Origin of the sequence: Streptomyces sp. NPDC057099, assembly GCF_042671245.1 — a bacterium.
GTDB lineage: Bacteria > Actinomycetota > Actinomycetes > Streptomycetales > Streptomycetaceae > Streptomyces > Streptomyces purpurascens.
The window spans coordinates 45380-70051 of sequence record NZ_JBHUTX010000005.1 but is presented as its reverse complement, the minus strand read 5'-3'; the positions used below and the strand labels follow the sequence as shown (position 1 = coordinate 70051).

21 protein-coding genes are annotated in these 24672 nt (G+C 70.4%); 7 read left to right on the top strand and 14 right to left on the bottom strand.

What is annotated here, in order from left to right:
• Positions 1–59: 59 nt before the first annotated feature.
• Positions 60–665, top strand: a complete 606-nt coding sequence (locus ACFT4A_RS08850; protein WP_382827269.1) for a hypothetical protein — start codon at positions 60–62, stop codon at positions 663–665.
• A 753-nt stretch (positions 666–1418) separates the two neighbouring features.
• Here ACFT4A_RS08850 and uvrA read toward each other — a convergent pair.
• Positions 1419–3917, bottom strand: coding sequence for an excinuclease ABC subunit UvrA (uvrA, locus tag ACFT4A_RS08845; RefSeq protein ID WP_382827267.1), 2499 nt, complete (start codon positions 3915–3917; stop codon positions 1419–1421).
• Between the two features lie 82 nt (positions 3918–3999).
• Here uvrA and ACFT4A_RS08840 point away from each other — a divergent pair, with 82 nt between their 5' ends.
• Entirely contained in the window at positions 4000–4764 is a 765-nt protein-coding gene (locus ACFT4A_RS08840) for a MerR family transcriptional regulator (RefSeq protein WP_382827265.1), read from the top strand.
• Here ACFT4A_RS08840 and ACFT4A_RS08835 read toward each other — a convergent pair.
• On the bottom strand, positions 4703–5470 hold the full coding sequence (locus ACFT4A_RS08835) for a CDP-alcohol phosphatidyltransferase family protein (RefSeq protein WP_382827263.1): 768 nt from the start codon (positions 5468–5470) through the stop codon (positions 4703–4705). The genes ACFT4A_RS08840 and ACFT4A_RS08835 overlap by 62 nt on opposite strands.
• A 94-nt stretch (positions 5471–5564) precedes the next feature.
• Here ACFT4A_RS08835 and ACFT4A_RS08830 point away from each other — a divergent pair, with 94 nt between their 5' ends.
• Together ACFT4A_RS08830 and ACFT4A_RS08825 are read left to right on the top strand one after the other, a co-directional pair.
• Positions 5565–6041 carry a nucleoside deaminase gene (locus tag ACFT4A_RS08830; protein ID WP_382827262.1) on the top strand — a complete coding sequence of 159 codons (477 nt, stop codon included), beginning with the start codon at positions 5565–5567 and terminating at the stop codon, positions 6039–6041.
• A gap of 135 nt (positions 6042–6176) precedes the next feature.
• Positions 6177–7586, top strand: coding sequence for a condensation domain-containing protein (locus ACFT4A_RS08825; RefSeq protein ID WP_382827260.1), 1410 nt, complete (start codon positions 6177–6179; stop codon positions 7584–7586).
• 78 nt (positions 7587–7664) lie between these two features.
• On the opposite strand, the gene ccsB is transcribed toward ACFT4A_RS08825, so the two are convergent.
• The 7 genes from ccsB to hemL form a co-directional block, all read right to left on the bottom strand.
• Positions 7665–8762: a c-type cytochrome biogenesis protein CcsB gene (gene ccsB / locus ACFT4A_RS08820; RefSeq protein WP_382827258.1), complete on the bottom strand. Its 1098-nt coding sequence runs from the start codon at positions 8760–8762 to the stop codon at positions 7665–7667.
• Complete coding sequence (locus ACFT4A_RS08815; protein ID WP_382827256.1) at positions 8759–10468, bottom strand: cytochrome c biogenesis protein ResB; 1710 nt, start codon at positions 10466–10468, stop codon at positions 8759–8761. Before ACFT4A_RS08815 ends, ccsB begins: the two co-directional genes overlap by 4 nt.
• A 3-nt stretch (positions 10469–10471) precedes the next feature.
• Complete coding sequence (locus ACFT4A_RS08810; RefSeq protein WP_382827702.1) at positions 10472–11230, bottom strand: cytochrome c biogenesis CcdA family protein; 759 nt, start codon at positions 11228–11230, stop codon at positions 10472–10474.
• Positions 11231–11243: 13 nt separating this feature from the next.
• The gene (locus tag ACFT4A_RS08805) at positions 11244–11900 is read right to left on the bottom strand and encodes a TlpA family protein disulfide reductase (RefSeq protein ID WP_382827254.1); all 657 of its coding nucleotides are present in this window, start codon (positions 11898–11900) and stop codon (positions 11244–11246) included.
• Between the two features lie 66 nt (positions 11901–11966).
• Positions 11967–13262 carry a polysaccharide deacetylase family protein gene (locus ACFT4A_RS08800; protein ID WP_382827253.1) on the bottom strand — a complete coding sequence of 432 codons (1296 nt, stop codon included), beginning with the start codon at positions 13260–13262 and terminating at the stop codon, positions 11967–11969.
• 120 nt (positions 13263–13382) lie between these two features.
• On the bottom strand, positions 13383–14093 hold the full coding sequence (locus tag ACFT4A_RS08795; protein WP_382827251.1) for a histidine phosphatase family protein: 711 nt from the start codon (positions 14091–14093) through the stop codon (positions 13383–13385).
• A complete protein-coding gene (gene hemL / locus ACFT4A_RS08790) occupies positions 14090–15406 on the bottom strand; it encodes a glutamate-1-semialdehyde 2,1-aminomutase (protein ID WP_382827249.1) in 1317 nt (438 codons plus the stop codon). Before hemL ends, ACFT4A_RS08795 begins: the two co-directional genes overlap by 4 nt.
• A 673-nt stretch (positions 15407–16079) precedes the next feature.
• On the opposite strand from hemL, the gene ACFT4A_RS08785 reads away from it, so the two are divergent.
• Together ACFT4A_RS08785 and ACFT4A_RS08780 are read left to right on the top strand one after the other, a co-directional pair.
• Positions 16080–16517: a hypothetical protein gene (locus ACFT4A_RS08785; protein ID WP_003974483.1), complete on the top strand. Its 438-nt coding sequence runs from the start codon at positions 16080–16082 to the stop codon at positions 16515–16517.
• Positions 16518–16639: 122 nt separating this feature from the next.
• Positions 16640–17104: a GNAT family N-acetyltransferase gene (locus ACFT4A_RS08780; RefSeq protein ID WP_382827247.1), complete on the top strand. Its 465-nt coding sequence runs from the start codon at positions 16640–16642 to the stop codon at positions 17102–17104.
• Positions 17105–17122: 18 nt separating this feature from the next.
• On the opposite strand, the gene ACFT4A_RS08775 is transcribed toward ACFT4A_RS08780, so the two are convergent.
• The 3 genes from ACFT4A_RS08775 to ACFT4A_RS08765 all read right to left on the bottom strand — a co-directional run bounded on the left by ACFT4A_RS08775 (position 17123) and on the right by ACFT4A_RS08765 (position 21774).
• The gene (locus ACFT4A_RS08775) at positions 17123–19069 is read right to left on the bottom strand and encodes an RICIN domain-containing protein (RefSeq protein WP_382827245.1); all 1947 of its coding nucleotides are present in this window, start codon (positions 19067–19069) and stop codon (positions 17123–17125) included.
• 223 nt (positions 19070–19292) lie between these two features.
• Positions 19293–20546, bottom strand: a complete 1254-nt coding sequence (locus ACFT4A_RS08770; protein ID WP_382827243.1) for an SLC13 family permease — start codon at positions 20544–20546, stop codon at positions 19293–19295.
• Between the two features lie 106 nt (positions 20547–20652).
• A complete protein-coding gene (locus tag ACFT4A_RS08765; RefSeq protein ID WP_382827242.1) occupies positions 20653–21774 on the bottom strand; it encodes a PrpF domain-containing protein in 1122 nt (373 codons plus the stop codon).
• A gap of 172 nt (positions 21775–21946) precedes the next feature.
• Here ACFT4A_RS08765 and ACFT4A_RS08760 point away from each other — a divergent pair, with 172 nt between their 5' ends.
• On the top strand, positions 21947–22915 hold the full coding sequence (locus ACFT4A_RS08760) for a LysR family transcriptional regulator (protein ID WP_382827240.1): 969 nt from the start codon (positions 21947–21949) through the stop codon (positions 22913–22915).
• A 12-nt stretch (positions 22916–22927) separates the two neighbouring features.
• On the opposite strand, the gene ACFT4A_RS08755 is transcribed toward ACFT4A_RS08760, so the two are convergent.
• Together ACFT4A_RS08755 and ACFT4A_RS08750 are read right to left on the bottom strand one after the other, a co-directional pair.
• Positions 22928–23419: a hemerythrin domain-containing protein gene (locus tag ACFT4A_RS08755; RefSeq protein ID WP_382827238.1), complete on the bottom strand. Its 492-nt coding sequence runs from the start codon at positions 23417–23419 to the stop codon at positions 22928–22930.
• A gap of 63 nt (positions 23420–23482) precedes the next feature.
• On the bottom strand, positions 23483–24670 hold the full coding sequence (locus ACFT4A_RS08750; protein ID WP_382827236.1) for a M20 family metallopeptidase: 1188 nt from the start codon (positions 24668–24670) through the stop codon (positions 23483–23485).
• Between the last annotated feature and the right edge of the window lie 2 nt (positions 24671–24672).

Below are 24672 nucleotides of genomic sequence, written 5' to 3'. Positions count from 1 at the left end.
GATCCGGCCCATTCCCCTGCGCAACGCTCGATACACCCAGAGTTACGGAGGAGCACGAAATGGAACCGGGATCGCTCGTCTACGACCCCCACACGCACAAGGTCGGCGAGTACCAGGACAAGACCGGGCCGTACGTGATGCTGCGCCCGGTCGGCGGCGGCCGGGAATGGCAGGCCGACCTGGATCGGATCAGGCCGGCCACCCCGGAGGAACGGATCAGCGCGGGCGTCCGGGCTGCCAACGACCGTTCCAGGGAGGGCATCACCTTCGACCCGACCCGACCCCCCGTCCCGGTGCCCGGCTGCACGACCTGCGAGGAACTCGCCGCCCAGCGGGACAAGGCCCGGGCGGCGTTCGACGGAAGTGCAGTGACGGACGCGAACGTACTGCTGCGCCAGCACCAGGGCAGGGAGCACGGCGGGGAATCGACAGGGCGCAGGCTCTTCCGGTACGTCCCGTACACGATCGTCCAGGACGACTCCGCCCTGCCCGAGTACCAGGCGCACTGCGTCTCCGGGGAGGAGACGGACTGCGGGGCGAGTTCAGGGCCCTGCTCGGCCCCCGGCGAGGTCGAGGAGTGGCAGCGCAGGCACACCCAGGAGACCAGGCACCTGCGCTACCGCCGCAGCTTCGCGGATTACGCGGTACTGGAACGGCACGGCTGACAAGGCCGACCGAGAGCAACTGTCGGGGCCGCCCGCTTCTTGTCAGTGTCGTGCCTCCACGAGCCGAGTAAAGGGCGCTCCGCGTCGCCTTCGGCGATGGCCCTCCGGGCCACCCTTGACTCACCTCGCTCCAGCACGGGAGAGAAGCGAGCGAGCGGCCCGAAACGCGGGTGGCCAGGCCCGCCGCCCCTTCGGCCAGCTACCTGACCACTGGCGAGAGGGCAGCGCGCTCGCGCCTCGCCTGCACGCCGGGCCGCTTAGCGGCGAACGGTGGTGGGGAGGGAGGGGGGAAGCCATCGGTGGGTGGATGGGTGGGGGCTGAAGGTGGTGAGTGGAGCGGTCGGGCCAGCCGCCCCCTCCTCGGCCAGCAACTTCCCCCTCCCTCTTGGCCCATCCGCTCCCAAAGCAGCAATAACGCGCCCTCCGTAACCGGTCCCGGTCCGCCCACCGACGGCCCCTCCCCACTCCCCCCACCCACCCCACCGGGCGGTCGCCGCTAAGCAAACCCGGCGTGCAGGCGAGGCGCGGGTGCGCCCGTCAACGCCGGGTGGCGATGCAACGGGGCGAAGATCGCAGACGCCGCTCGGCCACCCGCGTTTCCGGGCCGCTCGCTCGCTTCTCTCCCGTGCTGGAACGGCCTGGGTCAAGGGTGACCCGAAGGGTCATCGCCGAAGGCGACGCGAAGCGCCCTTGACGCAGGCCGTGGAGGCACGACACTGCAAAGAAGCGGGCGGCCCGAGAGTTCCCCCCAAGTCACCCGGGCAGAAACCCGCCCGTCCTCGACGCCCCTGCCACTGCCACCTCCCGGGGAGTCCCCTCCGCTACCACCCGGCCTCCTCCGGCCCCGCCCTCCGGCCCCAGGTCGATCAGCCAGTCGGACGCCCGCATCACATCGACGTTGTGCTCGATGGTGATGACCGAGTGGCCCGCGTCCACCAGTCGCTGCAGCACACCGAGGAGACGAGCGGTGTCCGCCGCGTGCAAACCCGTTGTCGGCTCGTCGAGGACGTAGAGCGTACGGCCGGCGGACCTGCGCCCCAACTCCTTCGCCAGTTTCAGGCGTTGGGCCTCACCCCCGGACAGGGTGGGCGCGGGCTGGCCCAGCGGGAGGTAGCCCAGCCCGACATCCGCCATGCGGCGCAACCGGCCGGCCACGGCGGGAACGTCCTGGAACACCCCGAGCGCCTCGTCCACCGTCGCCTCCAGCACCTCGGCGATGTCGTGCCCCTCGTACCGGACCCCGAGCACCTCGGGCCGGAACCGCCGCCCCCGGCACGCGCGGCACCGTACCTCCACGGCGGGCAGGAAGTGCATGTGCACCGACAGCACCCCGGCCCCCTCACAGCGCTCGCATCGGCCACCGGCGGTGTTGAAGGAGAAGTGTCCTGGTGTGAGCGCCCCCATCGACCGGGCGGCGAACACCTCCCTTATGGGGGTGAAGACCTCGGAGTACGTCGCCGCGTTGGACCTCGGCAGGCGGCTGACCGGCTCCTGGTCGACCGTGACGATCTTGCCCAGGTGTTCCCAGCCGTCGATGCCGTCGTGCTCGCCAGGCTGCTCCCCCGCCCCGTGGAAGCGGCGGCGGGCGGCCCGGTCCAGGATGTCGAGCAGCAGCGTGGACTTGCCCGACCCGGACGGGCCGGTGACCGTGACCAGCCGGCCGAGTGGGATCCGTACGGTCAGGTCCTTGAGGTTGTGGGCGCGGGCACCCCGGATGACCAGGGCCGCCTCACCATCGCCACCACCCCGCTCGCGGGACACCGGCGCTGCCACCCGGCCCGACAGATACGCCCCGGTCGGTGATCCCTCCGCCCCTGCGACCTCCTCCGGCGTGCCCTCGGCGACGATCCGGCCGCCGTCGCGTCCCGCCCCCGGGCCGACGTCCACGACGTGGTCCGCCGCCCGCAGCACGTCCAGGTCGTGTTCGATGACCAGCACCGTGTTGCCCAGGTCGCGCAGCCGGCGCAGGACACGGACCAGTCGTTCGGTGTCGGACGGGTGCAGTCCGATCGTCGGCTCGTCGAGGACGTAGAGGACACCGGTCAGGCCGGAGCCGAGCAGGGCGGCCAGCCGTAGCCGCTGGGTCTCTCCGGCGGAGAGGCTGGGCGTGGCCTGGCCGAGGGTGAGGTAGCCGACTCCGACGTCCACCAGGCGACGCACCCGCTCCTCCAGGTCGGCGACGACCGGTTGGACGAGGAGCCACTCGTCCCCGTCCGACCGCTCCCGCAGCCCGGCCAGCCAGGTGTCGAGGTCGGTCAGGGGAAGCCGGGCGGCCTCGACGATGGTGTGTCCGTGGACGGTCACCGCCCGGCTCTCCGGTCGCAGCCGGGTTCCGGCGCATTCCCCGCAGGGCTGTTTCGACAGGCCCTGTTTTTCGGCTCGTTCGCGGTACTCGGGGTCGTCGGCACGCTCGTTGTAGCGGCGCAGCAGCGCGGTGGCGACCCCTTCGAAGCGGCCTCCCGACACGGTCGCCGGTGGATCGGTGTCCGGGAAGTGCCGTCGGAACTCGGGGCTTTCGACGCCGTGGAGCAGAAGGGCCCTCGGGATGTCGCCCAGTTCGTCGACGGGTGCGTGCGCGTCGAAGGTGAAGCCGTAGTGGGCGGCGGCGGCCCGCAGCACGGGGAGGCTCCAGTCGGTGTACTTCGCGTTCCAGCCGTTCACCGCGCCCTGGGCGACCGACTTCCCGCCGTCGACCAGGCGCCGTACATCGGGCCGGATCACCTCGCCGAGGCCGGTGCAGGCCGGGCACGCGCCCGCGGGTTTGTTGAAGGAGAAGGAGCCCATCACCAGCTCGGGCACGAGTGTGCCGCAGTGCGGGCAGGGTGCCTGCCCGGCCTCGGCGTCATCGTCGCTCTCGGCGCTCTCGGCGTACGACGGCGGGATGTCCTTCCCGCAGCCGGGGCACGGCCGTACGCCGACGCGCGACCACAGCAGCCGCAGATACGTGTACACCTCGGTGACCGTGCCGACCGTGGAGCGCGGGCTGCGGTTGGTGAGGTGCTGGTCGACGCTGATGGACGGGGACAGGCCGGTGATCGAGTCGACGGCGGGCTTGCTGACGAGGCCGGTGACCATGCCCAGCGACTCCATGTACTGCCGCTGGCCCTCCCGGTGGAGGGTGTCGAAGGCGAGGGTGGACTTGCCGGAGCCGGACAGGCCGGTCAGGACGACCAGCTTGTTCTTCGGGAGGGAGAGGGAGACGTTCCTGAGGTTGTGGAGCCGGGCGCCGGTCACGCGGATGAAGGAGTCCATTCCTTCAAGTCTTCCATTGAAATGCGGTGTTGAGACTTTTGCGCGATACGGCGTGATGGCTGCTGCCGTAACCTTCAAATCGATGACGAACGCACGCCGCCTGCGGCCCGTCGACCTCGCCCGGTCGGCCGGTGTCTCGACGCAGCAGATCCGCAACTACGAGGACGCCGGGGTGCTCCCGCCGGCCGACCGGACCGCGTCCGGCTACCGCGCCTTCACCGAGGTGCACCGCGGTGCGCTGCTGGCGTACCGGACCCTGATGCGCGGGTACGGGCCGGTCGCGGCGACGCGGATCATGCGGACCCTGCACGAGGGTGATGTCGCGGGCGGGCTCGCGCTGGTCGACGCGGCGCATGCCGCCCTGCACGAGGAGCGCGTCTCCCTGCGGGCGGCGAGCGAGGCCCTGGAGCTGCTGGCGGCCGGGCCTCCCGCGCCCCTCCCCCGGTCCGGCGGGCTCCGCATCGGGGAGGTGGCCGCGCTGCTGGGCGTACGGACGTCCGCGCTACGGGTGTGGGAGGCGGCCGGGCTGCTCGCACCCCGGCGCGAGCGCGGCACGGGGTACCGGGTCTACGCACCGGCCGATGTGCGTGACGCCCGGCTCGTGCACACCCTGCGCCGCAGTCACTATCTGTTCGACCAGATCCGGCCGGTGCTGGAGGGGCTGCGAAGGGAGGGCAGCAGTGAGGCGCTGCGCGCGGCCGTCGCGGCGCGTGGGGAGGCCCTGACCGCTCGGACCAGGGCCATGATCGAGGGCTCCGGGGCCCTCCACTCCTACCTCGACCGGCTCACCGGAGCCGGGACGACGACAGGATCGACAGCAGGTGGGCCGGGACCATCAGCCAGGTGATGACGGCCAGCGCGCCCAGCGCCCAGCGGGTCGGCTCGATGCCGCCGGTCACCAGGTCGGCGACGGCCGCGACGAGCAGGACCAGGGACGCCTCGATGCCGTTGGTCACACGGTGGATCTTGAAGGCGGCGGCGACCCGGCGGACCGTGGCCACGCCCTGCGAGCGGGGGCGGGTCGCCTCGTCGTCGACGACCATCAGCCCGCGCCGGGCCCGGGCGACGTCCACGAGGTCGGTGGAGGCCTTGAGGAGGACGACGCCGAGGGCGGTGGTGATGCCGATCGACAGCCAGCCGCCGACGCCCGACTCGGCCGCCCGGTAGCCCGCTCCCGCCATGAGCGCCGCGTCCGCGAGATAGGCGCCGAGCCGGTCGACGTAGATGCCGGCCGCGCTGTTCTGCCCCTTCCAGCGGGCCACTTCGCCGTCCACGCAGTCGAAGAGGAGGAAGAGCTGCATCAGGACGACGGCCAGGACCGCACCCGTCAGGCCCGGGATCATCAGCGCGGCGCCGGAGGCGACACCGCACACCACCATGGTCCAGGTGAGCTGGTCCGGGGTGACGGGCGTGCGTACCAGCTGCCGGGTCGTGTGCAGGGAGATCCGCCGCATGTAGAGCCGGCCCGCCCAGTGCTCGCCGTTGCGGCTCGCCAGCTTCGCGTGCGGCTGGCAGACCTCCCGCAGTTCCTCCAGAACCGGCGCAGCGCCCATGACCGTTCCTCCACACCCGGGGACTCAACTGCCGCCCGCGCGGCAATGATCGGGCCAGGTTACAGAGCGTCCTGTTCAGGTCATGGATGAGGTCATGAACGAGGTCACGAACGACGTCTTGGGCCAGGCACAGGCGCGCGCATGGCTCGCCACCGCCGTCGAGGAGGCCCGCGCCGGGCTCGCCGAGGGCGGTATCCCGATCGGCGCCGCCCTCTACGGCGCCGACGGCACCCTGCTGGGCCGGGGCCGCAACCGGCGCGTGCAGGACGGCGACCCCAGCCTGCACGCGGAGACGGCCGCCTTCCGCGCGGCCGGGCGGCAGCGCTCCTACCGGGGCACGACGATGGTGACGACCCTGTCCCCCTGCTGGTACTGCTCCGGCCTGGTCCGGCAGTTCGGCATCTCCCGGGTGGTGATCGGCGAGGCGGCCACCTTCCACGGCGGCCACGACTGGCTCTCCGAACACGGTGTGGAGATCGTGCTGTTGGACGACGCGGAGTGCGCCGGTCTGATGCGGGACTTCATCGCCGTCAACCCGGCGCTGTGGAACGAGGACATCGGCGTCAACTGAACGCACCGTTCAGGGCTCGCATCGCCGTTCGAGATGCCATCCGTTCCATTGAAATGTGGCGAAAGCCGGTGTCGCCGAGGGCCCGTTCGGCATTCCTTTGGTCGGGTCTATCCCACCTGCGAACGGAGACGCCCTGTGCGAATGACTGACATCCAGCGTTGCGAGGTGCGACCTGGGCGACTCGTCGAATGGACACTCAGTCCTGCGACCGTCGCGACGGCGAAGGCGCTGCCGGAGGACTCCAGGCCGCCGGCGTACATCCAGGAGTCGCACCTCCGGACGGCGCGGTCCGTGCGCGAGGACGGGCTGTTCGTGCCGACCTGGCTGGGCGCGGCGTTCGACATCCCGGGGCGGGCCGACCTGGACGCGCTGGGCGAGGCGCTGCGCGGCTGGACCCTGCGGCACGAGACCCTGCGCAGCGGCTTCCGCTGGGCGGGCGGTCCCGGCGACTCCATCCGCCGCTTCACGCTCGACGCCTCCTCGGTGTCCCTGCACCGCGAGGAGGCCGGCGACTTCACCGACCCGGCGGCCCTCGCCCAGCACCTCCAGGACCGCTTCGACACCACCGCGGACGCCCTGCGCTGGCCCAACCTCATCTACACGGCGGTCGTCCGGGACGACTCCACCAGCGTCTACATGGCGTTCGACCACAGCAACGTCGACGCCTACTCCATCCACCGCATCCCCGCCGAGATCCACGAGCTGTACGAGGCGGCCCGCGCGGGCGGTGAGGTGGCGGCGGCACCGGAGCCGGAACCGGTGGGCAGCTACGTCGACTTCTGCGAGGCCGAGCGCGCGGACGCCGACCGCATCGACGCGGACCACGACACCGTCGCCCGCTGGCGGGAGTTCATCCAGCGCTGCGACGGACGGCTGCCGAGCTTCCCGATCGACCTCGGCCTGGATCCCGAGGGCGGGCTGCCCACGCAGAAGTTCATGCGCGAGATGCTGGTGGACGCGGACGCCGCCGCCGCGTTCGAGGCGTACTGCCGCCCGTACGGCGGGAGCCTGGTCGGGGTTCTCGCGGCCAGCGCCCTGATCGTGCACGAGATCGGCGGCGAGCCGGTCTACCGCACGGTCGTGCCGTTCCACACCCGGGTGAAGTCCCAGTGGTCGCAGTCGGTCGGCTGGTACGTGGGCGGCGCCCCGATCGAGATCCCCATGTCCGAGGCACCCGACTTCCCGAGCGCCCTGCGCACCGTACGCGCCGCTCTCCAGGCCAACCGACGGCTGGCCCGCATCCCCCTCGCCCGGGTCCTGCACCTGCTCGGCGCCGACTTCCGCCCCACCTCCCCCGACCTGTACTCGATCGTCTCCTTCGTGGACACCCGCGCCATCCCCGGCTCCGCCGACTGGACGGACCAGAACGCGTACGGCCTGCTCCGGGTGTCCTACGGCGACCAGGTCTGCGCCTGGATCACCCGGCTCCACGAGGGCCTGTGGTTCGCCAGCCGCTACCCCGACACGGACATCGCCCACAAGAACCTGCGGCTGTACGCGGAGCGGTTGCGGGACATCGTCACGAGCACCGTCGGCCGGTCCTAGGAGAGGTGTCCGGAGACGGCGAAGGCCGGTTCCCGTGACGTGGAGTCGCGGAGACCGGCCTTCGTGCGTCGCCCGGGCCTACACGCCCGCGTAGGAGTGCTTGCCGGAGACGAAGATGTTCACGCCGTAGTAGTTGAACAGCCAGCAGCCGAAGGCGAGGAGGGCCAGGTAGGCGGCCTTGCGGCCCTTCCAGCCGGCGGTGGCGCGGGCGTGCAGGTAGCAGGCGTAGGCGACCCAGGTGATGAAGGACCAGGTCTCCTTGGGGTCCCAGCCCCAGTAGCGGCCCCAGGCGTCGCCGGCCCAGATCGCGCCCGCGATGATCGTGAACGTCCACAGCGGGAAGACGGCGGCGTTGACGCGGTAGGCGAACTTGTCGAGCGAGGCGGAGGACGGCAGCCGCTCCAGGACCGAGGTCGCGAAGGTGCCGGGCGTGCCGCCGGTCGCGAGCTTGTTCTCGTAGGAGTCCTTGAAGAGGTACAGGATCGTCGCCATCGCGCCGACGTAGAAGACCGCGCCGCAGAAGATCGCGGTCGAGACGTGGATGTACAGCCAGTACGAGTGGAGGGCCGGGACCAGCTGGTCGCTGGCCGTGTACAGCACCGTGACGGCGAGACCCAGGTCGAGCAGGACCGTGGTGATCAGGGGCAGGCCGAGCCATCCGACGTTCTTCTTCAGGGCGAGCAGCCCGAGGTACACACCGACGGCGACCGTGGAGAACGTGATGTTGAACTCGTACATGTTGCCCCACGGCGCCCGCTCCACCGACAGGGCGCGGGTGAGGACACCGCCGAACTCGATCAGGAACGCGAGCACGGTGAGGGAGACGGCGATCCGGCCGTACAGGTCGCCCTGCTCGTCCCCGCCCGCGGCGCCCGGCCCGTCCGGCACGTCCCGCTGGCCCGACGCGGCCCGCACGGTGACCTTCGGCCGCTCCAGGACGGCGGTGCCGCCGGCCTTGTTCACGGTGACGGCCGGGGCCGCCTTCTTCTCGCCCTGCCCGGTGAGCGCGGCGGCGGTGCGGGCCACCTTGCTGCGGCTGCCGAAGAGCCATTCGGCGATGTGCGCGAAGAAGGCCAGGGTGTAGACGGCCATCGACGAGTAGATCAGCACATTGCTGATGCTCGCGAGGTTCTCGTTGGCGGCGGCGGCCAGATCGGTTGCGGCGGCGAGAGTCATTTCTCAGCCCCTTCGGCAGGTACGGGGGAATCTGCGGGGTCGTCGGGGTCGGGCGCGCCCGGGGCCCGGTCGTAGAGGATCCCGGCGAGTTCGCCCAGTTCCTCCGGGACCTTGGCGGACTCGCTGCGGCCGAGGCCGGCCATCTCGACGACGGTGACGCCGTCGGCGCCTCGGACCGCGCGCACCCAGACACGGCGGCGCTGGATGAACAGGGAGGCCGCGAGGCCGCCGATCGCGGCGATCGCCCCGGTGAGGGCCCAGCCGCCGCCGGGCTCCTGGACGACCTGGAAGCCGGCCCACTCCTTGACGGTCTTGCCGAAGGTGACCGAACCGGCGCCGTTCGGGAGCGTCATGGAGTCGCCGGGCCGCAGCAGCCTCTTGAACAGCTTGCCCTTGGAGTCCTTGAACTCCTTCATGTTGGTCTTGTCCATCTGGTACACGCTCTGCGGGATGCCCGAGTCGGCCCCGAGGTCGCCGTGGTAGGCGGACAGCGCGAGCAGCGGAGAGTCCAGCGCGGGGAACTGCGACAGCATCGTGCCGCTGGCGTGGCCGCCGTAGGTCGGCACGAGGAACGCGTTGAAGCCGAGCTGTTCCTTCTTGCCCTGGGCGTTGCGGTAGCCGTCGAGGACCTTGACGACTCCGGAGGAGGTGACGTCGGCGTCCAGCGGCAGCAGCGGCACGGCGTCGTCGTAGACGACCTTGCCCTGGGCGTCCCGGACGGTGATGACGGGGGCGTAGCCGTGGCTGACGAGGTAGACCTTGGAGTCGCCGATCTCCAGGGGGTGGTTCACCTCGACGGTGGTGTTCCGGTCCTTGCCGTAGGGGCCCGCGCTGTAGGTGAGGTCGGCCTTGTAGATACGCGGGGTGCCCTTGTTGGGGCCGGTGCGCTCGTAGGTGCCGGTGAACTTCTTCAGGTTGAAGCTGAACGGCACCAGGTCGTCCGACGAGAAGAGGTTGCCGGACTTGAAGTCGTCGTACTGCGTGAGCGTGTTGGAGAAGCCGGCGCCCTCGACGACCAGCTTGTTGCCCTCGGACTTGTAGAGCTGGCCCCAGGCGAAGGCGACCAGCATCACGATGAGGGCGATGTGGAAGACGAGGTTGCCCAGTTCGCGCACGTAGCCCTTCTCGGCGGCGACGGCGTCACCGGCGAGGTGGGCGCGGAAGCGGCGCTTCTTCAGCAGGGCCAGGGCGGCCTGGTGGACCTGCTCGGGTTCGGCCGTGGTGCGCCAGGTGGTGTGGGCGGGCAGCCGGTTCAGCCGCTTGGGCGCGCCCGGCGGGCGGCCGCGCAGCTGGCCCACGAACTGCCAGGTGCGGGGCACGATGCAGCCGATGAGGGAGATGAACAGCAGGATGTAGATCGCGGAGAACCACACCGAGCCGTAGACGTGGAACAGGCCGAGCTTGTCGTAGATCTCGCCGAGCGTCTCGTGCTTCTCGCGGAAGTCGGCGACCTTCGTCTCGTCCTGGCCGGACTGCGGGATGAGCGAGCCGGGGATCGCGCCGAGGGAGAGCAGCAGGAGCAGCAGCAGGGCGACCCGCATGGAGGTCAGCTGGCGCCAGAACCAGCGGGCCCAGCCGATGACGCCGAGGGCGGGCAGGTTGGGCAGGTCTTCCCTGGGGGCGGTGGACAGCTGGGAGCCGGCGGCGCCCAGGTCCTGGTCCTCACCGGCGGGCGGGGCCGGGTCGGGGGCGGTGGTCTTGCTCATCGATCAGATCCCCACAGTGAAGCCGTCGGACCAGACCTGCATCTCCTGCACGATGCGGTCCCACGCGCCGGTCAGCAGCAGCAGACCGGTCACGATCATCATGGTGCCGCCGACCCGCATCACCCAGACGTAGTGGCGCTTGATCCAGCCGAAGGCTCCGAGGGCCTTGCGGAAGGCGACCGCGGCGAGCACGAACGGCACGCCCAGCCCCAGACAGTACGCGACGGTCAGGAGGGCGCCGCGTCCGGCGCTGCCCTGGTCGGAGGAGAGGACCAGCACGGAGGCGAGGGTGGGGCCGATGCACGGGGTCCAGCCGATCCCGAACAGCGCTCCGAGCAGGGGAGCGCCGATCAGCCCGGCCACCGGCTTGCGGTGGAAGCGGAACTCTCGCTGGGTGAGCCAGGGCATGAGGCCCATGAAGAAGACACCCAGGAGGATCATGAGCACGCCGAGCACCTTGGACAGGACGTCCTTGTGCTCCTGGAGCGTCTGCCCGAAGAATCCGAAGAAGGCCCCGGTGGAGACGAACACGGCGGTGAAGCCCAGCACGAACAGCGAGGCTCCGGCGACCATCCGGCCGCGCCGGGCCTCGGCCAGGTCGGTGCCGCTGACGCCGGTGACGTAGGAGAGGTAGCCGGGGACCAGGGGCAGGACGCACGGCGAGAAGAAGGAGACCAGTCCGCCGAGCAGGGCGAGCGGGAGGGCCGCCAGCAGAGCGCCGTTGAGGACGGTCTGGTTGGGGTCGGTGGCGGCGGCGAGCATCGCTGCGCTCACGTCACTTCTCCGCGACGACGGGCTTGAGCATCTTCAGCAGCCGTTCCTCGCTGAGCGCGGACAGCGAGCGGGCCGCGATCTTCCCGTCCCGGTCGAGGACGAGGGTGGAGGGGATCGCCTGCGGGTTGAGCGTGCCCTTGTCGAAGCGCAGCAGCAGCTTGCCGGTCGGGTCGTAGAGGCTGGGGTAGGTGATGTCCCAGTCCTTCTCGAAGGCGAGGGCGGCGCCGGTGGAGGTGTCGCGGGTGTTGATGCCGACGAACTGCACGCCCTTGTCCTCGTACGCCTTGGACACCTTCGCGAAGTACTTGGCCTCGGCGCGGCAGGGGTTGCACCAGGAGCCCCACACGTTGAGGACGACGACCTTGCCCTTGAAGTCGGAGACGTCGAGCGTCTTGCCGGCGATGGTCTTGCCGGACAGGTCGGGGGCGGGGGTGCGCTCGCCCTTGGTGACCGTGGCGGTGCCGTCGGAGCCGGTGACGAAGTTGGTGTTGCCGCCCCCGCCGGAGGTGCCGCCCGAGCCGCACGCGGAGACGAGCAGGGCGGCCGCGGCGGCACCGGCGGTCAGGGCGGCGCGGCGACGGACCCGGGGTGACCGGGTGGTCCGGGTCGTGCGGGGCGAGCTGTTCGAGCCCAGGGGGGCGCGGCTGGCGGCACTCATGTGAAAAGTTTCGCATGCCCGTTCCGAGGCTCTCGCGCACCCCCCTTGCGGGCGGAAAACCGCATTTCAGGCAGCGTTTCGCGAGGGCGCCACGGTCCCCTGCGCGTCCTTCTCGACGAACCCCTTCCAGCCACCGGCCGGTTGCTGCCCGACCTCGAGCGTACGGAGCCCCGCGAGCACCTCGGGCTTCTGCACGTCCAGCCAGTCGGTGAACTGCCGGAAGGAGACGAGGCGCACATCCGCGCCCTTGTCCTTCTCGCGCGCGATGTGCTTGAAGGCCTCCTCCACGGCGTCCATGTAGATGCCGCCGTTCCACTGCTCGAAGTGGTTGCCGATGAAGAGGGGCGCGCGATTGGACTCGTAGGCCCGCCGGAAGCCCTGGATGTACGCCTGGGCCGACTGCTCCCGCCAGCCCGGGTAGTTGTGCGCGGGCGCCTTTGTGGTGCTTATGGACTGATTTGCCAGCATGTTGTAGTCCATGGAGAGGACCTCGAAGCCCCGGCCGGGGAACGGTATCTGCTGCAGGGGCAGGTCCCAGATCCCCTGCCGCTTCACGGGCCAGACCTGGCGGCCGCCGGGCGAGGAGGCGTCGTAGCGCCAGCCGAGCTCGCGGGCGGTGGGCAGCAGGTTGTCCTGGCCGAGCAGACAGGGCGTACGGCCGCCGACGAGCTCCTTGTCGTAGTCGAAGGGCAGCGACGGCAGATCGGTCCAGCCGGTGTTGGTGCGCCACTCCTTGACGAAGGACTTCGCCTGGTCGATCTCGCTGCGCCACTGCTGCGGCGTCCAGTTCTTGACCGAGCCGTGGGTCTCGCCGCAGAAGTGCCCGTTGAAGTGGGTGCCGATCTCGTGACCCTCCAGCCAGGCCCGGCGGACGTTCTTCAGGGTGTCCTTGACGTGGCCGTCGGTGAGGTAGCCGATGTCGGAGGCGCCACGCGGGTTGTTCGGCGGGTCGTAGAGGCGCTTCTTCGACTCGGGCAGGAGATACAGCCCGGACAGGAAGAAGGTCATGCTCGCGCCGTGCTCCTTGGCCAGGTCCAGGAAGCGCGGGAAGAGCCCGTTGCCGACCTCGCCGGCGCCGTCCCAGGAGAACACGACGAACTGCGGCGGGGCCTGGCCGGGCTCCAGCGGCTCGGGCTTGCCGGGCTGGTGGGGCTGCTTGCCGGTGTAGGCGGTGGAGCCGTCGCCGAGGGGGCGGGCGGTGGGCTTCGGCTTGGGCTTGGAGCCGCCTTGCGCGGAATCTCCGGAACCGTCGGCGTGACTCGACCCATCTGACCCCGTGAGGCCGCCGCATCCGGCGAGCGAGACGGCGGCCGCGGCACCCGCGCCGATTCCGAGCATTCCCCTGCGGGAGTAAGGGCGCATGGCATCCCCGTTCATCAACGTTCTCTGGCGGTCACCCAGTCAGAGGAGGTGATGAACGGGGAGGTTCCTCAGAATCTTGCAGATTCCGTAACGGGAGAGTCAGAAGCGAACAGAAAGGGCTTACGCGCCGAAGGCCTTGTCCTTCCCCTTCACCGGCTTGGCACCCGCCAGGAGATGCGCCGGGACGAGATCGCGGGCCGGCTCGGTGTAGCCGACGGAGACGATCCGGTCGCCCCGGAACGTGAAGGTCGTCAGCGAGGCGAGCGTGCACTGCCGCTTGCGCGGGTCGTGCCACAGCCGCCGCCGCTCCACGTACGACCGCACGATCCAGATCGGCAGCTGATGGCTGACCACGACCGCCTCGTGCCCCCGGGCCCGGTCCTTCGCCGTGCTCAGCGCGCTCATCATGCGGACGACCTGGTCGACGTACGGCTCGCCCCAGGACGGCTTCAGCGGGTTGACCAGGTGCTTCCAGTTGCCGGGCTTGCGCAGCGCCCCGTCCCCGACGCCGAACGTCTTCCCCTGGAAGATGTTGTCGGCCTCGATGAGCCGCTCGTCGGTGGCGAGGTCGAGGCCGTGCGCCTTGGCGATCGGCTCGGCCGTCTCCCGCGCCCGCTCCAGCGGGGAGGCGACGACGTGGGTCACATCACGATCCGCGAGGTGCTCGGCGACCCGGTCCGCCATGCGCCGGCCCAGCTCGGAGAGGTGGTAGCCGGGCAGACGGCCGTAGAGGATGCCGTCCGGGTTGGCGACCTCGCCGTGGCGCATGACATGGACGACGGTGATGTCGTCGTCCGTCTCCTGGCTCACGCCGTTGCTCTCGTCGCTCATGCCGTCGCCTCCGCGGCCGCGCGGGCCGCTGCCGGGAGGGCGTCGGCGATCCGCTGCAGGGCGCGCTCGTCGTGCGCGGTGGACACGAACCAGGACTCGAAGGACGACGGCGGCAGGTACACACCGTCGGCGAGCAGCGAGTGGAAGAAGGCGGTGAAGCGGAAGGACTCCTGCGCCTTGGCGTCCTCGTAGTTCCTGACCGGCCGGTCGGTGAAGAACACGGAGAACATGTTGGAGGCGTTCTGCAGCGTGTGCGCGACGCCCTCCTTGGTCAGGGCGTCGGTGACGAGGCCCTGGATCCGCTTCGAGACGGCGTCGACCTTGGCGTAGGCGGCGTCGTCGAGCAGCCGCAGCTGGGCGAGGCCGGCCGCGGTGGCGATCGGGTTCCCGGACAGCGTGCCGGCCTGGTAGACGGGCCCGGCCGGAGCGAGGTGCGCCATGACGTCCGCGCGCCCGCCGAAGGCCGCGGCGGGGAAGCCGCCGCCCATGACCTTGCCGAAGGTCATCAGGTCGGGGACGACGCCGTCGACCCCGAACCATCCGGCGCGGCTGGTCCGGAAGCCGGTCATGACCTCGTCGGAGACGTAGAGGGCGCCGTTCTCGGAGCAGATGTCCTTGAGCCCCTGGTTGAAGCCGTCCGCGGGCGGTACGACGCCCATGTTGCCCGGGGAGGCCTCGGTGATCACGCAGGCGATCTCGCCGGGGTGGGCGGCGAAGGCCTCGCGTACGGCGTCGAGGTCGTTGTAGGGCAGGACGACGGTGTCGCCTGCCTGGGCGCCGGTGACGCCCGGGGTGTCGGGCAGCGCGAACGTGGCGACACCGCTGCCGGCCGCGGCGAGCAGCGAGTCGACGTGGCCGTGGTAGCACCCGGCGAACTTGATCACCTTGGTGCGCTGGGTGAACCCGCGCGCGAGGCGGATCGCCGACATGGTCGCCTCGGTGCCGCTGGACACCAGCCGGACCTGCTCCAGCGGTCCGACCCGGGCGACCATCTCCTCGGCGAGCGCGACCTCGCCCTCACCGGGCGTACCGAAGGACGTACCGCGGGCGACGGCGTCCTGGACGGCGGCGATGACCTCGGGGTGCGAGTGCCCGAGGATCATGGGCCCCCAGGAGCACACGAGGTCGACGTACTCGCGTCCGTCGGCGTCCGTCAGATACGGGCCGGTTCCGGACACCATGAACCGCGGCGTGCCGCCGACGGCGCGGAAGGCCCGTACCGGTGAGTTCACACCGCCGGGCGTGACGGCCGCCGCGCGGTCGAACAGAGCCTGCGAGGCCGGTGCTTCATACGGATATGCCAGTTCGCTCATGACCTGCGACTTCTCCGACCTTCTCCGACGTTGTCGGGCTCCGGGTGCCCGTGACCTGTTCAGTGACCTGTTCAGGGTAGGCCAGGGGAGATTACGGGGCGGAGGGGCGCCGGGGGATGCCGCGGCGGACGCGCTGCGGACTCCTCAGTGGACGCTGCTCCGGACGCCGCTGCGGACTCACAAGGTGTGGGCGAACCCTCATCCAGCCCGCGATTCCCGGCCGTCTGCGAGACTGGACCTGATACACACAGATCAAACGGCCCAGGGTGGTCAGAGGCTGCGAAGATCCTGCGGACAGATGTTTCGGCGCACGTTTCGGCGGGCGGCCGCGGGGGAGGTCACTGACACGATGATCGGGTTGCGCGGCGGGGGCGACGCGTCCTAGAAAAAGCAGTCGGGTGGAGATATGCATCGCGGTGGCGGACTGGGCGAGGGGACCGATGACCTGGGTCCTCGACGTGCCAGGCGGGGCAAGCACCGGCGCGAGGCGGAGGACACCCAGGAAACTCGTCAGACGCAGAGCCCGCAGAGTGAACCGGAGCGGTCCGACGGACGTACTGAACATCGGCTGGACGATCTTCGGGCTGAACGTCGGGGTGAGCGTCGCGTGGATGAATTTCAGGCTGAACACCGGGTGGACGATCTTCGTGCGGGGAGCAGGAATGGTGGCCGGGTGGGGGTGACGTACAAATACTTCGGCGCACCCGACGGTGCGACGGCGGCCCGCGTCCCGATCTCGATGCGCCCCGAGGAACTCGGCGGCGACGAGCTCGGCATGAACGGCATGTTCACCAAGATCAAGCCGGAGACCATGGCGGCGATGGTCCTCACGGGCATCGAGGGCGTCCCCCTGCACAAGGTCCCGCCCCTGGAACTGGTCGTCCTCCACCCCGACTACGCCGTGGTCAAACTCCCGATGACCGTCGTCGACCCCCTCCGGGGCATCGGCGAGGAGGCGGTGGGCGCGGCGGCCTTCATCTGGTCGACGGTGCCGGACCGGGGCGGGCCTCGGGATGCGTTCAATGTGTACCAACTGCTGCACGAGTGGCAGGACTTCTCACATCGGCTGCATGAGGCGGGGCATCAGCCTTATTGCCTGGTGTGGCCCTGAGCTGGGAGCTCTGTGAGGGTTGGTTGATCGGGCGGGGCTCTTGGGCTCCGCCCTTGTCTTGTGCCAGCTCGCCCTCGGTGAACGCCGTCCCGCACGGAACCCTCCCCGAAGACTTCCGGCAGATGCTCATCGACGTACACGCCGACGCCTACGCCGACCAGATGGACGACCCCTTCCACCAGCGCTTCGCCTGGTTCGTGGACCACTGGAGCGGCATGAACGGCTTCTCCTGCGTCGTCGCGTACGACGCGGAGGAACCGGCCGGCTTCGCCTATGGCGCCCCGCTCGCAACCGGCCGGGAATGGTGGCGGTCCGCCGGCTACGAGCCGATCAGCGGCCGCACCACCACCTACGCCGTGTCCGAGGTGATGGTGCGCCCGCGCTGGCGCAAGCAGGGCGTCTCCGAGCGGCTTCACGAGGCTCTGCTGGAGGGGCGCGCTGAGGATCTCGCGGTGCTGCTCGTCGACGTGACGCATCCCAAGGTGCGGGAGCTGTACGGGGCGTGGGGGTACGCCAAGGTCGGCGAACAGCAGCCGTTCGCCGACTCGCCGGTGTACGCGGTCATGGTCAAGACTCTGCGAGGTTGAGCCTTCACCGAGCCCTGGTCAGACAGGGACGATCCGCCATTGCTGGCGTTCCTGCGACACGTACGGCTGTTGTTCGAGGTCGGCTCCGTCGGCGGTGCTGCCCTCGTCGACGCCGAGGGAGAGCCCGCTGTAGCGGTTGGTGAGGAAGTAGTGCCCGTCACCGGTGGGTGTGACGGCCCAGTGCTGCTGGGGGGCGTTGGCGTCTGCCCAGATGTCGGCGTTGCCGCCGTCCGCGCGGGAGAGGCCCGCGACTTCCAGGAGCTTGCCGCTGCCCACGCCCTTGATCTTGTAGTAGCCGTCGCCGGTGCTGGTGAAGGTCCACTTCTGGTTCGCTCGGTTGCGCCATGGCCACTGATGGATGTAGGTGCCGTTGGCGGTGTGCGCGCCCGGCACACCGGCGACCTTGCCGCTGTGCCGGGCGACCAGCCGGTAGACGGTGCCCTTGCCGGGCAGTGTGGTGGAGATCAGCGCGGGCTTGGCGGTGCGGCCGCCGATCCTGAGGCCGCCGATGTTGGCGTAGTCGCCGGTGGCCGCGTCGACCTGGATGCGTACGAAGCCCACCTTCCGGGCGGGCCATTCGACCAGCTTGGTCTTGCCGTTGCCCGCCCAGGTGCCGGTGGCGACCTGGGCGAACGTGGTCCCGTCGGTGCTGGTCAGGATGGTGTACGAGGTGATGTCGCCGTCGATGGAGTCGGTGCGGTTCCACTGCTTGGGCAGGTACTCGAGGGTGGAGATGTTGCTCCACACCCCGCCCAGGTCGATCGTGATCGACTGGGGCAGGGGCAGGCTCCAGGTCGACCAGCAGGTCTCGTAGCGGACGTCGCTGAGTCCGTCGATGGCGTGCAGCGGCCCCTCGCCGGTGTGGAAGGCAGTCGCGTACGCGTTGACCGGTGTGACGGGGTGCTCGGCGCGCGGCAGTTGGGCGGGGAGGGGTGGCCTGGAGGTGTCGGGGCTCCAGGCCGCGCCGACCTCGGCGAGGCGGTTGACGACGTTGGTGTCCAGCCGACCGTCGCGGTTGGGCGGGCAGTTGAGGATGAACGAGGTGTACTTCGGCTCCAGGTCGGCCAGGTGCGAGAGGATCGCGGCCTTGCTCATGAGGCTCTCGGTCGGGGTGGAGGGGTGCCAGAACCAGCCGTTGCTGATGGTCTGCCCCTGCATTCCGGCGTAGGTGTTGCCGGCCGGTGCCGTGATGCCCAGCGGCTCCTCGAAGAAGATCGCGTCGCTGAGGAACGGCTCGACCAGTCCGCCGATGTCGATCATCACGCAGTCCGGCTGGAGCTCCTTCACCAGGGCGCGGATCCTCTGGTACGACACGGCCTGCTGGCCCATCTGCCAGGCGTAGCCGTCGGTCATGAAGATGTCGATGGTGCCGTAGTCGCTGAGCAGCTCGGTGATCTGGCCGAGTATGAAGGTCATGTCGGCGGGCTGGACGGCGTCGGTGACTTCGAGTCCGGTCACCTTGTGCCGGCTCTCCCAGGCCTCGACGCCGAAGGTGCGGTCCCAGATCGAGTAGTAGAACCCGACCTTCAGCCCCTTCGCCCGGAAGGCGTCGCAGTACGCCCGCACGACGTCCTGCCGGTACGAGCTGTTCGCCACGTTCTGGGTGCCGTGGGCGCTCGGCCACAGGGCGAAGCCGTCGTGGTGCTTGGTGGTGAGGATGCCGTAGCTCATCTTCGCGGCGGCCGCCGCGTCGGCCCACTGCGCGCAGTCGACACTCGGGGGAGCGAAGAGGGCGGGGCTCTGGTTGGGTTCCGCCCACTCCTCGTTCGTGAACGTGCCGAGGCTGAAGTGGTTGAACATGCCGAACCGCATGTCGACCATCTCGCTCAGGCCGGTCTGCGTGTCCGCCGCCGCTGCCTGTGGCACGAGGCCGGAGAAGCCGGGGACGATCGGCAGGGCGGTCGCGGCGGTCGCCGCACCCGCGGCGCCGAGAAACGTACGGCGAGTCATCCTTCGTGAGGACATGGCCCACTCCTGTGGCTCGACGGCATGGACTGCGGTGGGGCTGACCTGATGTGACACATCGGATGTATTAAGGGGTACCGGTTCGGAGTCTGTCCAGGGGTTCGACAAGAACCCGGCTCTGAACTGCTGGATGCGCTCGGGCGTTGGGGTTGAGTCACCCGATTAGCGCCCTTATTCACCCGATCTATCGGCCACGATGCCGTCCCGCTGTCGCACCCCTGCGCTACGACCAGGGCAGAACCAGCGCACCCCACGCCACGACGGGGCCGAGGGCCACGATGCCGCCGGTGTAGCCGATGACCTGGCGGTAGAAGCGGCGGGCGTCGACGCCGCGGGCGTTGGCCAGGACCAGGGCGCCGTTGGTGGAGAAGGGCGAGGTGTCGACGATGGTGGTGGACACGGCGAGGGCGGCGATCAGCCCGGCGGCGCTGAGGTGGCTGGAGAGCAGCAGCGGCACGGCGATGGGGATGATCGCGGTGAGGATCGCGGTGGAGGAGGCGAAGGCCGAGGTGACGGCCACGGTGAAGCACAGGAGCAGGGCGACGACGAGCGGTGCGCCCAGGTTGGCGGCGTGCTCGGAGATCTCCTCGATCACCCCGGCCTTCTCCAGCATGGCGATGTACGTCATCATGCCCGCGACCAGCAGCAGCGTGGCCCAGCTGATGCCGTCGACGGCCTTCTCCTGCCTCTTCATGTCTACCAGCGCCAGCAGGGAACCCGCGACCAGGGCCAGGAAGCCGATCTCCAGCTGGAAGCCGAGCGCGCCCACGACGAGGCCGAGCAGACAGGCGAGGGTCAGCCACTGCCGCCAGTCGGGCCTGCCGGACACGGCGGTGTCCTCGTCCTCGTCCGCCGCCTCGTCCTGGTCGAGCAGCGGGACCGGGCGTTTGGCCAGCAGGACGTACGTCAGGAGCGACAGCAGCAGGTTGATCACGAAACTGGCGGTGAACAGCGCGACGGGTGAGACGTCCAGCTCGGTCTTGTCGACCATGCCGAGCACCAGCGCACCGGAGACGGCGAGCGGGGAGAACGCTCCGGCGTGGCCGCCGCTGATCACCATCATGCCGACCACGAGCGGGTTCAGCTTGTAGCGGTAGGCGAAGTTCATCGCGATCGGCACGAGGATCGCCACGGCGGCGGGGGTGAAGGTGCCGAACGCCGTCAGCAGCGCGGCGACCAGGAACAGCACCCAGGGGATGAGCGCGACCTTCCCGCGCACCAGCCGTACTCCCGCCGCGACGAGCAGATCGATGGTGCCGTTGCGGCGGGCGACGGAGAACAGATAGGTGACGCCCACGATCGTCACGAACAGCTTCACCGGGAAGCCCTCGAAGATCTCGTCCTCGGTGAGGCCGAGCGAGGCGGTTCCGACGGTGAAGGTCGCGACGAAGGCGAGAATGCCCAGATTGATCGGGAGCACGGTACCGACCACGAACATCACCAGCAGTGCGCCTATGGAGATCACTTCAGGAGACATCTTTGTTCCTTGGTGCGGGGAGGGGACGGGAGAGCGCGCCCCGGGGGCGCGGGGCTGCCCCGGGGCGACGGCTGGGGGGAGACCGTCCGGGGAGATTCATCCCGGTTCAGGCGGCGTCGCGCGCTCCTGATTCCGGTACGTAGATACGTGCGTCGGCGAGCAGTCGGGCGGCCCGCTGCACGGTGACGCGGTCGGGGACGCCGTCGCGCAGGTCCGAGCAGCGGACGGCCACGACACCGGCGGGGGTGCCCAGGCGCAGCCACTCGCCGGTCGGCCCGCCCGCGGCCCGGGACACCACGGTGTCCTTGAGCAGGCCCGCGGCCGCGACGGCGACCGCGGAGGTGAGGCCGATCGCCGGGTGGGGGGCGTTCATGGTGAGCATGCGGACCGAGACGTCGTAGTCCTCGGCGGTGAGCTGCTCGCCCAGCGTGGTGGTGTACGGAACCGGGGGGCCGACCAGGCCGACCTTGGGCACCGCGTCGCCGGGCTCCTGGCCCGGGGCGAGCAGTCCCATCAGCGGCGCGGCCGTGTGGCGGACCGCGCGCAGCCAGGGCACGTCGGCCCGGACCTGCTCCAGGGACTCGGCCCCGGAGCGCCCGGCGCCCGGGGCGTCCACGAGGACCACGGGGGCGCCCGCGTCCACCATGGTCACCTGCTGCGGCTCCGCGGTGCCGAGTCGCAGCTCTTCGGCCGCCTGTCCGGTGGGCAGCAGGGAGCCGGTGGTGCTGCCGGCCGGGCTCAGGAAGGTAAGCCCCACCGCCACGCCGCCGGCTCGTGTGCCGGGCACGGTCTGGTCACCGAAGTGACGTACCACGCCGCCGGTGGTGTCCACCACCCCTTCCAGGACGGCGCCGGTGTTGCTGTTGCGCATCACCACGCGGGTCCGGTCGCCGCTGATGGGCACCAGTCCCTTGGCGACGGCGTACAGGGCGATGCCGGTGGCGCAGTTTCCGCAGTTGCTGGTCCACTCGATCGTGCCGGTGCCGATGCCGACCTGCGCGAACAGGTAGTCGACGTCCACGCCGGGCGTGGGGGAAACGCCGACGACGGCCGCCTTGGACGTGGTCGGTGTCGCTCCGCCCACCCCGTCCAGTTCCACGGGGTCGGTGGAGCCGTACGCGGCGACCAGCAGTTTTTCCAGCTCACCGCGTTCGGTGGGGACATGGACCTGACTGAACAACCAGCATTTGCTGGTGCCACCACGGACCAAGGTCGCGGGAATGTGCACGGCTGAGGCTCTTCCTGGTTCACAGACGGAAGGGGAAGGCCGGGGCGGACGGTTACGGGTGCGTTGCGTCCCGGTGAACCGCTCCGGCGAATGCGAAGACCTTCGCAGCCGCAAGACTTGGGCACAATGGCAGTTTTCTTCACCTCAGTTAAGTGGAGCTAAACTCGCAGACATGCTCAACGTGCGTCGTCTGCTGCTGCTCACCGAGGCCGCCGAGCGCGGCTCGCTCACCGCCGCCGCCGAGGCGCTGGGCATGACCACGTCAGCCGCTTCCCAGCAGATGTCCCAGCTGGAACGGGAGGCCGGACAGCCCCTCGTGGAACGGTTGCCGCGCGGTATTCGCACCACCCCCGCGGGCGCCGCCCTGGTCGAGCGCGGTCAGGCCATCCGCCGCGAACTGCGGGCAGCGGAAGCCGACTTGGACGCCTTCGCCGACCTGGACCAGGGCACGCTCAGGCTCGGCTCGTTCCCCACGGCCAGCGCCTCGCTGCTGCCGCTCGCCCTCACCCGGTTCAGCCGCCGCCACCCCGGTGTGCGGACCGTCGTACGCGCCGGGGTCCTCGACCAGCTGCGCGAGATGCTGCACACGGGAGAGGTCGAGAAGGCGCTACTCTGGGACTACGAGTGGAACCGCGTCAACGACGACGCCCTGGTGCTCACCCACCTGCTCGACGACCCCACCGTGCTGGTCGTCCCTGCCGACTCCCCGCTGCGCACCCTGCCCTCGCTGCGCCTCAGCGATCTCGCCGACCAGGAGTGGATCACCCGCGCCGACAACCACCCCGTCGCCGACGTCCTGCGCCGCAGCTGCCACCGGGCCGGGTTCGAACCGCGCATCGCCTACGCCTCACACGACTACCAGGAGGCCCAGGCCATGGTCGCGGCCGGCCTGGGCATCTCCCTCGCACCGCGGCTCGCCCTCACCAGCCGCCGCAGTGACGTCCGCCTGCTGCCGTTCGGATCCGACGTTCCCGCCCCCACCCGCCGCATCCTGCTCGCCCGCGCCGCGTCACGCGAAGCCACACCGCCCGCCCGGGCCATGGCAGACGTCCTGCGCGCCGTGGCGCAGAAGTTCACCGGCGCCGACCTGGACCGCACCCAGCTCGGCGCGGTGCGAAGGGGCGGGCACGGGCGCGTCTGACCCGGCCGCCGGTCAGGAGCGGACGAGGCGGCGCACCTTGTCCGCCGCGCCGCAGCCCTCCTTCAGCAGGCGCTCCCGTTCCGCCAGGAACGCCCCGCCGAGTTCCTCCCGGTGGTCCATGGCGACGTTCTCGCGGGCGCCGTTGAGGATGGTGCGCTCTTCCTCGTCGGTGTGGTGGGTGATGGCCTTGACCAGCTCTTCGAGCTTCTCGTCCCACTCCGCGGAGCCGACCTCGTCGACCTCCAGGAGTTCGAGAAGCGCCTTGTTGCCCTCCTCGTGCTCCTCCTCGCCGTGCTCGAGCTCGTCGTCGTCGATGTTCTGGTAGCGCTCGAGGGCGGGGTACACCTCGGACTCCTCGGCCAGCGCGTGCGCGATCAGCAGATCGGCGAACTCCCGCAGGGCGGCTGCCCGGTCGGCTTCGACGCTGCGCATCAGATGGAAGAGATCCTCCATCCTTCTGTGGTCCTGGAGGATGAGTTCGACGACGTCTCGTGTCTCGGTCATGGGGCGGGCATCACTTCCGTTCGGGGGAACCTTGCCGGAACCGCCTACCCCCGCCCGCCGCGTTCAGCCCCGCGGCGGCTCCGTCAGCCGGGCCAGCAGACCGGCGACCAGGGCCGTCTGGGCGGGCACCGTGTCGGGGTGGATGAACTCGCCCCGGGCGTGGGCACCGTCGCCGATCGCGCCCATCCCGCACAGGACCGGCAGGCCGAGAGCCGCGACGAAGTTGGCGTCGCTGGCACCGCCGACGGCGGCAGTGGCGAGGTCGGCACGGCCCTGCCCGCGGGCGACGTCACGGGCGAGGGCGAGAAGCGGGGCGGAGGCGGCGTTCAGGGTCATGGGCGGCCGGTTCCAGGCATGGTCGACCTCGATGCGGACGCGGGGATCGCTGACCTCGATGGCGGCGAACTCGGCGTCCACACGGTCCTGTTCGGGCTCGCTGCTGACCCGGATGTCGACACTGGCCTTGGCCCGGCCCGCGACGACGTTGGTGGCCGAACCGCCGCTGATCAGGCCGGTGTTGATGGTCGTGCCCTTCTCGGGGCGGGCGATCCGCGCCGCGGCGAGGACGAACTCGGACAGCGCGGTGATCGCGCTCGCCCCGTCCTGCGGTGCCAGCCCGGCGTGCGCCTCGACCCCGGTGGCGGTGACCTGGAAGATCCCGGAGCCCTTGCGGGCGGTCTTGACCGCGCCATGGGCGGTGGGCTCCAGGACCAGCGTGGCGTCGGCCTTCCGGGCGGTCTCCTCGATCACCGGGCGGGACGAGAGGGAGCCGATCTCCTCGTCGCCGTTGAAGAGGAAGGTGACGGTGGGCAGGGGCGCCCCGCTCTCGCGGGCCAGCCGCAGGGCCCAGATGCCCTGGGCCAGGCCGGTCTTCATGTCGAAGATGCCCGGCCCGCTGAGCTTCTCCCGGCCGTCGGGTCCGGCCGGCGGCTGCTCCCATCCGGCGAGCGTGCCGGTCGGCCACACCGTGTCGTAGTGGCCGACGAGGGCGACGTGCCCGGGTCCGGTGCCCTGGTACGTCAGGGTGAGGGTGTCACCGCACGCGCCTCCGTCGTACCGCCGCTCGCGGTCGGGCTTCCCCAGCCTGTGGACGGTCAGCTCCCGCAGGAGGTCGAGGCCCGCCGCGAGTCCGGGCAGGTCGTGGCTCCCGGTCTCCTGACGGACGAGGGCGAGGATGTCGGTGACGATCTCCGAAGAGACCTCCCGTGCGCGGGCGGTGACGGCGGCGGGTGCGGGTGACGATGTGGTCATGA